General features: G+C 66.3%; 13 protein-coding genes. 10 read left to right on the top strand and 3 right to left on the bottom strand.

Going from position 1 to position 11,393, the window contains the following annotated elements; all coding sequences use genetic code 11:
* Position 1: 1 nt before the first annotated feature.
* The 10 genes from M622_RS32395 (at position 2) to ccmI (ending at position 7,940) form a co-directional block, all read left to right on the top strand.
* Positions 2-622 carry a NapC/NirT family cytochrome c gene (locus M622_RS32395; protein WP_021249834.1) on the top strand — a complete coding sequence of 207 codons (621 nt, stop codon included), beginning with the start codon at positions 2-4 and terminating at the stop codon, positions 620-622.
* A 145-nt stretch (positions 623-767) separates the two neighbouring features.
* On the top strand, positions 768-1,394 hold the full coding sequence (gene ccmA, locus M622_RS32400; RefSeq protein WP_021249835.1) for a cytochrome c biogenesis heme-transporting ATPase CcmA: 627 nt from the start codon (positions 768-770) through the stop codon (positions 1,392-1,394).
* On the top strand, positions 1,388-2,056 hold the full coding sequence (gene ccmB / locus M622_RS32405; protein ID WP_021249836.1) for a heme exporter protein CcmB: 669 nt from the start codon (positions 1,388-1,390) through the stop codon (positions 2,054-2,056). The genes ccmA and ccmB overlap by 7 nt, the downstream gene beginning before the upstream one ends.
* 64 nt (positions 2,057-2,120) lie before the next feature.
* On the top strand, positions 2,121-2,897 hold the full coding sequence (gene ccmC / locus M622_RS32410) for a heme ABC transporter permease CcmC (protein WP_021249837.1): 777 nt from the start codon (positions 2,121-2,123) through the stop codon (positions 2,895-2,897).
* Positions 2,897-3,121: a heme exporter protein CcmD gene (gene ccmD / locus M622_RS32415; protein WP_021249838.1), complete on the top strand. Its 225-nt coding sequence runs from the start codon at positions 2,897-2,899 to the stop codon at positions 3,119-3,121. The genes ccmC and ccmD overlap by 1 nt, the downstream gene beginning before the upstream one ends.
* The gene (gene ccmE, locus M622_RS32420) at positions 3,118-3,564 is read left to right on the top strand and encodes a cytochrome c maturation protein CcmE (protein WP_021249839.1); all 447 of its coding nucleotides are present in this window, start codon (positions 3,118-3,120) and stop codon (positions 3,562-3,564) included. Before ccmD ends, ccmE begins: the two co-directional genes overlap by 4 nt.
* A 1-nt stretch (position 3,565) precedes the next feature.
* Positions 3,566-5,539, top strand: a complete 1,974-nt coding sequence (locus M622_RS32425) for a heme lyase CcmF/NrfE family subunit (protein WP_021249840.1) — start codon at positions 3,566-3,568, stop codon at positions 5,537-5,539.
* A 19-nt stretch (positions 5,540-5,558) separates the two neighbouring features.
* Positions 5,559-6,152, top strand: coding sequence for a DsbE family thiol:disulfide interchange protein (locus M622_RS32430; RefSeq protein ID WP_021249841.1), 594 nt, complete (start codon positions 5,559-5,561; stop codon positions 6,150-6,152).
* Positions 6,142-6,705 (top strand): cytochrome c-type biogenesis protein, encoded by a 564-nt coding sequence (locus M622_RS32435; protein WP_021249842.1) that lies wholly within the window; start codon positions 6,142-6,144, stop codon positions 6,703-6,705. Before M622_RS32430 ends, M622_RS32435 begins: the two co-directional genes overlap by 11 nt.
* Positions 6,702-7,940, top strand: a complete 1,239-nt coding sequence (ccmI, locus tag M622_RS32440) for a c-type cytochrome biogenesis protein CcmI (RefSeq protein WP_021249843.1) — start codon at positions 6,702-6,704, stop codon at positions 7,938-7,940. The genes M622_RS32435 and ccmI overlap by 4 nt, the downstream gene beginning before the upstream one ends.
* Positions 7,941-7,983: 43 nt before the next feature.
* Here the strand turns inward: ccmI and alr are convergent, their stop codons facing one another.
* The 3 genes from alr to dmpG all read right to left on the bottom strand — a co-directional run.
* On the bottom strand, positions 7,984-9,045 hold the full coding sequence (gene alr, locus M622_RS32445) for an alanine racemase (RefSeq protein ID WP_021249844.1): 1,062 nt from the start codon (positions 9,043-9,045) through the stop codon (positions 7,984-7,986).
* Between the two features lie 102 nt (positions 9,046-9,147).
* The gene (locus M622_RS32450) at positions 9,148-10,440 is read right to left on the bottom strand and encodes an MFS transporter (RefSeq protein WP_021249845.1); all 1,293 of its coding nucleotides are present in this window, start codon (positions 10,438-10,440) and stop codon (positions 9,148-9,150) included.
* A gap of 17 nt (positions 10,441-10,457) precedes the next feature.
* On the bottom strand, positions 10,458-11,393 hold a 936-nt coding region (gene dmpG / locus M622_RS32455; RefSeq protein ID WP_021249846.1), incomplete at its 5' end, for a 4-hydroxy-2-oxovalerate aldolase.

Genomic DNA, 11,393 nt, shown 5'->3' on the forward strand with positions numbered 1-11,393 from the left:
CATGATCGACAACAACAAGAGCCTGATGCAGCGCATCCGCGGTGCTGGCTGGGGCGCCATCGTGCTGCTCTTTGCCGCAGGCGTGGTTTTCTGGGGCAGCTTCAACTGGGCCCTCGAGATGACCAATACCGAGAAGTTCTGCATTTCCTGCCACGAGATGGAGGAGAACGTCTTCAAGGAGTACCGCAACACCATCCACTACCAGAACCGCACCGGCGTGCGTGCCACCTGTCCGGACTGCCATGTGCCCAAGGAGTGGGGGCCGAAGATGATCCGCAAGATCCAGGCTTCGCGCGAGCTCTACGGCAAGGTCATGGGCACCATCAGCACGCCGGAGAAGTTCGCTGCCGAGCGTCTGCGTCTGGCCGAGAATGAATGGCGACGGATGAGCGCGAACAACTCGCAGGAGTGCCGCAACTGCCACAACTACGAGTACTTCGATTACTCAGTGCAGGGGCGCCGCTCCAACAAGATGCACCAGACCGGCTTTGCCGCCGGTCAGACCTGCATCGACTGCCACAAGGGCATCGCCCACTCCCTGCCAGCGGTGGACCAGAACATCGGGGTCGCACGCGACGCCGTCGCGCCGGAAGTGCTGCATCCGCCTGTCCAGCAGCGCTGATCGTGGTTGCGGGGCGGCATCGCCGTCCCCGTCCCCGCCCCGGATTTGACCCGGCATCCGGCTGACTCCCGGATGCCGGGTCAAATCCGGTCGCTGTGCACGCCGGGATGGCGTCCGGGTCCTTGACTGTGGTTCAATCCGCCCCATGCTTGAAGTTGAACACCTCGCCTGCCTGAAGGGCGATCGCCTGCTGTTTCGCGACCTCGCCCTCCGCCTCCAGGCCGGCGAGCTGCTGCGTGTCGCCGGAGCGAATGGCGTCGGCAAGACCAGCCTGCTGCGCCTGGTGACCGGTCTGGCCCTGCCCGAGGCCGGGGACATCCGCTGGAGTGCCAGATGCATTCGTCGCGAGCGCGAGGCCTTTCATCGCGAACTCCTCTATCTGGGCCACGCGCCGGCGATAAACGACCTCCTCAGCCCGCTCGAGAACCTGCGTTTTGCATGCGCTGCGGCGGGCGATGAGCTCAGCGCAGCGGCCTGCGTGCAGGCCCTGGAGCGGATAGGCCTCGCCGACCAGCTCGATCTCCCCGCTCGTGTGCTGTCTCAGGGCCAGCGCCGCCGCGTCGGCCTGGCGCGTTTGTTTCTGTCGGCGCGGCGCAAGCTGTGGGTGCTCGACGAGCCCTTCACCGCGCTCGACGTGAAGGCCGTCGCCGATCTCGCCCAGGCGCTGACCGAGCATTGTGCGGCGGGCGGGATGGTCATGCTGACAACACATCAGGACGCGCCCTTCGCCGTCCCGCCGCGCGTGCTCGATGTCGGGGCGTATGCATGCTGAGCACCTTCTCTGCGGTCCTGCGGCGCGACCTTCTGCTGGCCTGGCGGGGGCGGGCGGACGTGCTCGTCACCCTCGCCTTCTTTGTCATCGTGGTCTGTCTGTTCCCGTTCGGGGTCGGTGCCGAGCCCAATCTGTTGCGCGCCATAGCGCCCGGGGTGTTGTGGGTGGCGGCGCTGCTCGCCTGCTTGCTGTCGCTGCATCGCCTGTTCGCGCAGGACTACAGCGACGGAACCCTTGAGCAGCTTCTCCTGTCCAGTGAGCCTGCCGCCCTGTGGGTCACAGCAAAAGTGCTGGCGTTCTGGCTCAGTACCGGGCTTCCGGTGGTGGTGGTTGCGCCGGCCCTGGCGCAGTTGCTTGACCTCGAACAAGGCGCCCTGCCGGTGCTGGTTTTAAGTTTGACGCTGGGTACGCCGATTCTCGGCTTGCTCGGTGCGGTGGGCGCCGCGCTCACGCTCGGCCTGCGCGGTGGTGGTATGTTGCTGGCCCTGCTCGTGCTGCCCTTGTTCGTGCCGGTGCTGATCTTCGGTGCGGGGGCGGTCGAAGCCGAGCTCTCGGGCAGCGGGGCGACGGCTCACCTCTTGCTCCTGGGGGGCGGCTTGGCGGCTTCCCTGGCGCTGGCGCCGTGGGCGTGCGCCGCGGCCTTGCGCATCTCGACCGATTGATGAACTGAATCCAATACCGTCGGCGTGTCCGGCGGGGAACGTAACAACCAAGAGTCGTCCACGCATGAATTCTCCCCAGCGCAGCCGCAGCATTTTCCGCTTTGCGGCCCCGCACAATTTCTATCATCTGGCGGGTCGACTCGCACCCTGGTTTGCTGCGGCAGCGCTCGCCCTGACCCTGGCCGGGCTGTGGCTGGCCTTCATCGTCGCCCCCACCGACGCCACCCAGGGGCAGGTCTATCGCGTCATCTTCATTCACGTGCCGGCGGCGTGGATGTCGATGTTCATCTATCTGCTGATGGCCTTGTGGTCAGCGGTCGGATTGGTCATGAACACGCGCCTGTCCTTCATCGTGAGCCAGGCGCTGGCGCCGACCGGGGCGATGTTCTGTTTTGTCGCGCTGTGGACCGGGGCGCTGTGGGGCAAACCCACCTGGGGAGCCTACTGGGTGTGGGATGCACGCCTGACCTCGCAGCTGCTGCTGCTGTTCCTGTACTTCGGCTTCATCGCCCTCACCCGTGCGATCGAAGATCCGCGTCGCGCCGATCGCGCCGGCGCCATCATCGCCCTGGTAGGGGCGGTCAACGTCCCCATCATCTATTTCTCCGTCAAATGGTGGAACACGCTGCATCAGGGGGCGTCCGTCAGCCTGACCAAGGCGCCATCCATGGCGACAACCATGCTCGCCGGCATGCTGGTGATGGCCTTTGCCGCCTGGGCTTACACCATCGCGGTCGTGCTGTGGCGTGTACGGCCGATGATTCTCGAGCGTGAGCGGCATACGGAGTGGGTGGGGCCGGAGCTCGAACGCGAGGCGCAGATCAGAGGAGGGAAGGCCTGATGCAGTGGGAAAGCTGGTCGGCGTTCTGGAGCATGGGGGGCGCCGCGTTCTTCGTGTGGGGCAGCTATGGCCTCACTTTTGCATTGATGGCGCTGGAACTCGCGCTGCTGTTTCGGCGTCAGAGGGACACTGTGACGCGCCTGTTGCGCTGGCGGCGAGCCGTTGGCAAGAGTTCAGCAAAGAAAGGCGGCGCATTCGCACCTGCCATGGAGTCGGAAACATGAAAGCCCGTAGCAAACGTCTGATGCTGGTTGGCGGGGGCGTAGCCCTGCTCGTCGCCGCCGTTGCCCTGGTGCTCAGCGCCTTTCAGCAGAATCTGGTGTTCTTTCACACGCCGAGCGAGGTCGCCGAGGGCAAGGCGCCCACCGGCAAGACTTTCCGTGTCGGGGGCATGGTCGAGGATGGCTCGATCAAGCGTGAAGCCGACGGGCTCACGGTCAGCTTCGTCATCACTGACACCGCGAAGGTGATTCCAGTGAGTTACCGCGGCACGCTCCCCGACCTGTTCAAGGAAGGCAAGGGTGCGGTGGTACAGGGCAAGCTCGAAGCCGACGGCACCTTCCGCGCGAGTGAAGTGCTGGCCAAGCACGACGAGAACTACATGCCGCCCGAAGCGGCCCATGCGGTCGAACAGGCGAGCAAGGCCGCCGCAACCGTGAGCCAATGACATGATTCCAGAACTCGGTCATTTCTCCCTCGTCCTCGCCCTCGTCCTGGCGCTGGTGCAGGCGGTGGTGCCCATGGTGGGTGCCAGCCGCAACCGCTTCGCCTTGATGGCGGTCGGGCGGCCTGCAGCGCAGGGGCAGTTCTTCTTCATCCTCGTCAGCTATGTGTGCCTGACCTGGGCCTTCATCCAGAGTGATTTCTCGGTGCAGCTGGCGGCGAGCAATTCGCATAGCGCAACCCCGCTGATGTACAAGATCACCGGGGTGTGGGGCAATCACGAGGGCTCGCTGCTGTTGTGGGCGATGTCCTTGTCGCTGTGGACGGTGGCGGTGACGGTGTTCTCCAGTCATCTGCCCGAAGCTTTCGTGGCGCGCGTCCTCGGCGTGCTGGGTTGGGTCAGCGTCGGCTTCCTGTCCTTCCTGCTCGTCACCTCCAACCCTTTCGACCGCATTCTGCCGGGCGCCGGTGAGGGGCGAGACCTGAATCCGCTGCTGCAGGATCCGGGCATGATCATTCACCCGCCCCTGCTGTACATGGGCTACGTGGGCTTTTCGGTCGCGTTCGCGTTTGCCATTGCCGCGCTGCTGTCCGGCCGCATGGATGCGGCCTGGGCGCGTTGGTCGCGGCCATGGACCACGGTGGCCTGGGTGTTCCTCACCGCGGGCATTGCGGTGGGTTCGGGTTGGGCTTACTACGAGCTGGGCTGGGGCGGCTGGTGGTTCTGGGATCCGGTCGAGAACGCGTCCTTCATGCCGTGGTTGCTCGGCACCGCGCTCATGCACTCGCTCGCCGTCACCGAAAAACGTGGCGCCTTCCGCAGCTGGACCGTCCTGCTGGCGATCAGCGCCTTCTCCCTGTCGCTGCTGGGCACTTTCATCGTGCGCTCGGGTGTCATCACCAGCGTGCATGCTTTCGCCACCGACCCCAAGCGCGGCCTGTTCATCCTCGCCCTGCTCGTGATCGTGATCGGCGTGTCCCTGCTGCTGTATGCGTGGCGTGCGCCGCGCCTGGGCGGTGGCGGCAGCTTCAGCTTCGTGTCGCGTGAAACGGCACTGCTCGGCAACAATGTGCTGCTGTCGGTGGCTTCGGCTTCGGTGCTGTTGGGCACGACCTACCCGCTCTTCCTCGACGCGCTGGGCATGGGCAAGATCTCGGTCGGCCCACCCTACTTCGAGGCGGTGTTCATCCCGCTGATGACTCCCGTGGTCGTGCTGATGATGTTCGGGCCCTTTTTGCGCTGGAAGGATGACGATCTCGTCGCCGCGGTGCGCAAGGTGGCGCCGACCTTCATTGCCAGCGCGGTGATTGGCCTGGGCACGGCGTACGCGGTCGATCACGTCACCTGGCGTACCGTGCTTGGTCTGGCGCTTGCGGCCTGGGTTGTGCTCGCCAGCGTGCAGCTGCTGGCGGTGCGCATCACCGACCGTGCTGGCGCCGGCCTGGGCGCACGTCTGCGCTCGATCACCGCGTCGTGGTGGGGGATGTGGCTGGCGCACCTGGGCGTGGGTGTGTTCATCATCGGCGTCACCCTGGTCGGAAGCCTCAACACCAACCTCGACGTGAAGATGCGCGACGGTCAGCGCGCCGAGCTGGCCGGTTACAGCTTCACTTTCCGTGGCGTGCAGGATGCCGATGGCCCCAACTACGATGCCGCGCGCGCGACCATCGATGTTCGCCGTGGTGAGCTTGCAATTGCCACCTTGACTCCGGAAAAACGCCTCTACCGCGCGCAGGGCATGCCGATGACCGAAGCCTCGATCGACATCGGCCCTTTCCGCGACGTCTATGTCTCGCTTGGCGAGGAGATCGAGGATGGCACCTGGATCGTCAGCATCTACTACAAGCCCTTCATCAGCTGGATCTGGCTGGGTTGCACGCTGATGGCCCTGGGCGGCGTGTTTGCAGTTGCCGATCGTCGTTATCGTCGTCTGGCCGTGCGGGAAACCACGCTGTCCACCCAGCAGCGTACGGCCTGAGCGGCACGGAAAAGTCCTGATGAAAGCCAAATTTCTCGTTCCACTGCTGCTGTTCTTTGGCCTGGCGGGTTTTCTCGCCTTCGGTCTCACCCTCAACCCGCGCGAAGTGCCCTCGCCGCTGATCGACAAGCCGGCGCCCAACTTCAAGCTGGCGCGCATCGATGATCCGGCCTCCACCTTTGCCCTCGAGGAAATGCGTGGCCAGGTGTGGCTGCTCAACGTGTGGGCGTCGTGGTGCGTGGCCTGTCGCCAGGAGCATCCGCTGCTGGTGCGCATGGCCAGGCAGAAGCTGGTGCCGGTGGTGGGTCTCAACTACAAGGAAGTCCGTGGCGATGGCGCGCTCAATGTGCGCGGCATGGCGCTGGAGGCCGAGACCGCCCTCGCCGTCGAGCGCGCCCGCGGCTGGCTCAGCGACCACGGTGATCCCTATGTGTTGTCGGTGCTCGACGTTGACGGTCGGGTCGGTATCGATTTCGGCGTGTATGGCGTGCCCGAGACCTTCCTCATCGACGCCGAGGGCCGCATTCGTTACAAGCATATCGGCCCGATCACGCCCGATAGTCTGCAGCAGGTGATCATGCCCAAGGTTGAGGAGTTGCGCCGTGCAGGTTGATGTTGTGGTGAAACCCCTGCGCACCATTGCCCTCGCGATGCTGCTGGCGGCTGCCTTGCCCACTGCCGCGCAGCCCGCAGCCGCATCCACTGCCGCGCAGGGCGCGGCAAGTGCGGACCTCGCCCCCACGGTGGCACCCGACCCCCAGCTCGAAGCCGATGTGCAGGAGCTGTCGCACAAGCTGCGCTGTCTGGTGTGCCAGAACCAGTCAATCGCCGAATCCAACGCCCCCTTGGCGGTGGATCTGCGCGACCAGGTGCGTGAGCAGCTCGCAAGCGGACGCAGCAAGGAAGACGTGGTGGATTACCTGGTCGCCCGTTATGGCGATTTCGTGCTCTATGAGCCGCCGCTCAAGGGTGCGACGCTTTTGCTTTGGGGCGGTCCGGCCTTGCTGCTGTTTGGCGGCGCGGGCTGGCTCGTGCTGCGCCTGCGGCGTCGCTCCAGTGAGCTTGACGCTACTGCCGGTCTCAGTGCGACCGAGCGTACGCGCGCGCGCGAATTGCTCGCTGGCCGTGCGCAGCCCTCATCTGAATCCCCGGAGTCTCGTTCGTGATCACTTTCATCCTTTTCGCCGGCCTGCTCCTGGCCGGCGCCTTGCTGTGGATATTGCCCCCGCTTTTCGGCGTCAAGGGTCGCGTGCAGCGTGAGCATGTGATGCAGAGTGGCCTGGCGCTGGACGTGCTGCGTGAGCAGTTGGTGGACCTGGACGCCGAGCTGGCGGCTGGGCGCATCGACGCGGCCAGTCACGCGAAGACGCGCGAGGAGGTCGAGCGCCGCGCGCTGGAAGAGGGCGAAGCCGCGACCGAGCGCGCCCACGCTGCTGACTCCCGCCCTGACCGACGCTGGGCGCTGGGGCTGGCACTGGGCATCCCCGCCATGGCGGTGGCGGGCTACATGGTCTTCGGCACCCCCGCCGGCCTCGATCCGGCCAACGTGGCGGGACAGCAAGGTTTCACCGCCGAAGAGATCGTCGAGATGGTCGGTACGCTCGAGGCGAGGCTGAAGGCAGAGCCGGACAACGCCGAAGGCTGGATGATGCTCGCGCGCTCCTATCTGGTGCTGCAGGACTATCCGAAGGCAGGGGCCGCGTACGCGCGCCTCGCACAGCTTGTGCCCGACGATCCGGATGTGTTCGCCGACTGGGCGGATGTGGTGGCGGCGACAAAGGGTACGGTGGTGGGCGACGCCGATGCCCTGGCGCAGAAGGCGCTGGCGATCGCGCCTGATCATCCGAAGGCGCTCGCGCTCGCCGGTACCGCGGCCTACCAGCGCGCTGACTACGCGGCGGCAGCGGGCTACTGGGAAAGGATCCTGGCCCGGATTCCGCCCGGAGAGGAGATCGCGGACGGGATTCGCGCCAGCGTGAACGACGCACGTGCCAAGGCCGGGATGGCGCCGCTGGGCGAGGCTGACGCTCAACCCCAGGCCGCATCTCAGTCTGCAGCGCCGGCTGCGCTCAGCGTGTCCGGTCGTCTGGAAGTGGACCCGTCTGTGGCTGCCCGACTTGCACCCGAGGACCCGGTGTTCGTGTTTGCGCGCGGCGAGGGGGGCGGAGCGCCCCTGGCCGCCCTGCGTTTCAAGGCTTCCGAGCTGCCCCTCGACTTCAGCTTCGAGGGTGCGACCTTGATGATGGGTGAGGCGCCCCTGCCCGAGCGCGTCATCATCGGTGCGCGCGTATCCAAGGGCGGTGACGCGAGCGCTCGCAGTGGTGACCTTGAAGGCTTCGCCGCGCCCGTCGCCATCGATGCCAAGGGCCTCAGCCTGCGTATCGATCGCGTTCGCGAGTGAGCCCGCAACGCCGACGGCGGCGAGTCGTCGGCGTGGATGAGCTTCAGTCGAAGTAGCTGAAGCTCACCCGCTTGACGTTGCACAACAGCTCATAGGCAATGGTGCCGACCGACGCCGCGATGCGGTTGACGGCGACCTCGCGCCCCCACAGCTGCACCCGGCTGCCAATGCCTGCCTGCGGCAGTGCACTCAGATCCACCGTCAGCATGTCCATCGATACCCGGCCGATGATGCGGCTCGGCTGGCCATCGATGGACACCGGCGTGCCGTCGGGCACCGTGCGTGGATAGCCGTCGGCGTAACCCATCGCCACCAGGCCGACACGGGTGCGCTCACTGGCGACGAAGCGTGCGCCATAGCCCAGTGTGGCGCCGGCCTCGATTTCGTGCACCGCGATCACTGCGCTTTCCAGGCTCATCACCGGCAGCAGGCCATTGCCCTCGCCAGGTATCGGGTCTGCGCCATAGAGCAGGATGCCGGGCCGCGCCCAGTCGCGACGCGCCTCGGGCCAGGCGAGGATGGCACTCGAGTTGGCCAGGCTGTGAGCCCCCTGCAGGCCGCGGGTCGCGGCATCAAAACACGCAATCTGTGCGCTGGTAGCCGGCTCCTGCAGCTCGTCGGCGCGGGCAAAGTGGCTCATCAAGGTGATCTCGGCCACCTTGCCGCAGGCGCGCAGGCGCTGCCAGGCGGCCGCCACCGCGGTGTCGGCGAAGCCGGCACGGTTCATGCCACTGTTGACCTTGAGCCACACCCGCAGCGGGGTGGTGAGCGAGCTGGTCTCGATCATGCGCAGCTGTGCTTCGTGGTGCACCACCGGCCATAGCCCATGGTTTGCCGCCAGCGCCAGCTCTGCACCATCGAACACGCCTTCCAGCAGCAAGATGGGATGGCTGATGCCAGCGGCCCGCAGTTCCAGGGCCTCATCGAGAAAAGCGACCGCAAAACCGTCCGCCATGGCCGCCAGCGCCTGCGCGCAGCGCACCGCGCCGTGGCCGTAGGCGTTTGCCTTGATGACGGCGAGCGCGCGTCCGCCATGACGGCGGCGGGCAAGCTCGTAGTTATGGCGCAGGGCGGCGAGATCGATGAGGGCGCGTGCTGGGCGCATTACGGTAGCTTCCGGCTGGGACGAGGCGCCACATGGTGCTACCAAGCGCGCTTTGCGGCAATGCCGGCGTCAGCAACATGCCGGCGTCAGCGCAGGCGGGTGCTAAGCCTCAGCGTCGGGTAGCTGCCGTCCGACTCGGGCCAGCAGCCAGATCGCGCACGCACCGGTCACGCAGCCCAGCAGCAAGGCGTAGCGCAAGGCCTCGATACCGAAGCTCGGCTGTAGCAGGTCGCTGAGGGCGCCGATCAGCACCGGGCCGACGCCGACGCCGAGAATCGTGCTGAGCAGGGTCTGCAGTGCGAGGGCGACGGCACGGTTGCCCGGACTCACCAGCGTCGTCAGCAGCGCGAACGAAGGTGCCAGCCACCACACCGAGACAAAACTGTAGAGCGCGCACCACAGCATGACTTCGGGCACCGGTACCGAGCCGACGTGAAACAGGATGCGGGTGGGCCAGAACAGGTAGATGGCGAGCGTGCTCAAGGCGATGAGGTGGCCGGCGAGCGGAATGTGCAGACGCCACTGTGGCCCGCGCGCACCCAGGCGGTCGGACAGCCAGCCGGCGAACATGACGCCAAAGCCCGCCGTGCCGCCCCCGACCAGACCGGTCAGCAGGCCGGCATGCTGCAGCCTGAGATCGTAGGAGCGCACCAGAAAGGTGGCGTTCCACATGCCGAAGGCGGTACCTCCGAGGGTGGCCATGGCGCTTGCCAGGATCAGGTAACGCACCGATCTGTCATGCCAGAGCTGCCTCACCGTTGCGCCCATGCTCAGGGGGTCGACATGGGGTGTTCCGCCATCCCAGCGCCCGCGCTGGGGTTCTTTGGCGAAGAAGGCGAGCAGGGCGGCAATGAACAGCGCGGGAATGCCCACCGCGATGAAGGTGAAGCGCCAGCCGTAGCTGTCGACCATCCACGCCCCCAGGCTGAAGGCGATGATCGCAGCGAAGGTGGGCGCTGCCGTGAATACGCTGATGGCAAACGCCCGTTTTTGGGGCGGATAAAGGTCGGCGATCAGCGACAGTGCCGCCGGTGCTGCCGGCGCTTCCACCGCCGCCACCGCCATGCGCGCGATCACCAGCAGCATGAAGCTGCCCGTCAGTCCGCACAGGACGGTGGCGATGCCCCACAGCAGGCTGGAGGCAGCGAGCAGGCCGGTGCGCGACATGCGATCGGCCAGACGCCCGGCCGGCAGGCCCAGCAGCGCGAACACCGCGGCGAAGGCGAGGCCGGAGATCAGGCCCATCGAGGTGTCGCTGGCGCCGAACTCGTGCTTGATGGGCTCGATCATCACGGCGACGATCTGACGGCCGACGAAATTGTCGGCGTACATCATCGCCAGCAGGATCAGCAGGCCATGCGTGCGCCACGGCGAAGGGGCTACCGAAGCGCTCATGGCCTGGGTTCAGTCGTTCAGGCCTGGGCCGTCTGGCGTGCACGCGCCAGATTCAGCGCCGTATCCTCGATCATGTCTTCCTGACCGCCGACCATGCCACGCCGGCCCATCTCGACCAGGATCTCGCGCGCCGGCACGCCGTACTTCTTTTCGGCGCGCTTGGCGAACAGCAGGAAGGAGCCATACACGCCGGCATAGCCCAGGGTCAGTGCGTCGCGGTCGATACGGATGGGGAAGTCCATGATCGGCACCACCAGGTCTTCGGCCACGTCCTGGATCTTGAACACATCCACCCCGGTGTCGATGCCCATCAGGTCGCACACCGCGATGAACACTTCCAGCGGCGTGTTGCCCGCACCCGCGCCCAGGCCGGCGGCGGCAGCGTCGATGCGGGTGGCGCCCACTTCGAGCGCGGCAAGACTGTTGGCCACGCCCATGGCGAGGTTGTGGTGACCGTGGAAACCGAGCTCGGTCTCGGGCTTGAGGGCGTCGCGCACCGCGGACAGGCGCGACTTGACCGAGTCGGGCAGCAGGTGGCCGGCCGAGTCGGTGACGTAGATGCAGTTGGCGCCGTAGCTTTCCATCAGCCTGGCTTGCTGCACCAGGCCTTCGGGGCTGTTCATGTGCGCCATCATCAGAAAGCCCACGGTGTCCATGCCCAGCTTGCGCGCGTAGCCGATGTGTTGCTCGGAGACGTCGGCTTCGGTGCAGTGGGTGGCGACGCGAATCGTCGATACCCCCAGCTCATGCGCCATCTTCAGGTGCTCGACGGTGCCTATGCCCGGCAGCAGCAGCGCCGAGACCTTGGCCTGCTTCATGAGCGGGATCACCGCGCCGAGGTATTCCTCGTCGCTGTGGGCCGGGAAGCCGTAGTTCACCGAGCTGCCACCGAGGCCGTCGCCGTGGGTGACCTCGATCAGCGGCACGCCCGCTTCGTCCAGACCGACGGCGAT

Source organism: Thauera terpenica 58Eu, assembly GCF_000443165.1.
Classification (GTDB): domain Bacteria; phylum Pseudomonadota; class Gammaproteobacteria; order Burkholderiales; family Rhodocyclaceae; genus Thauera; species Thauera terpenica.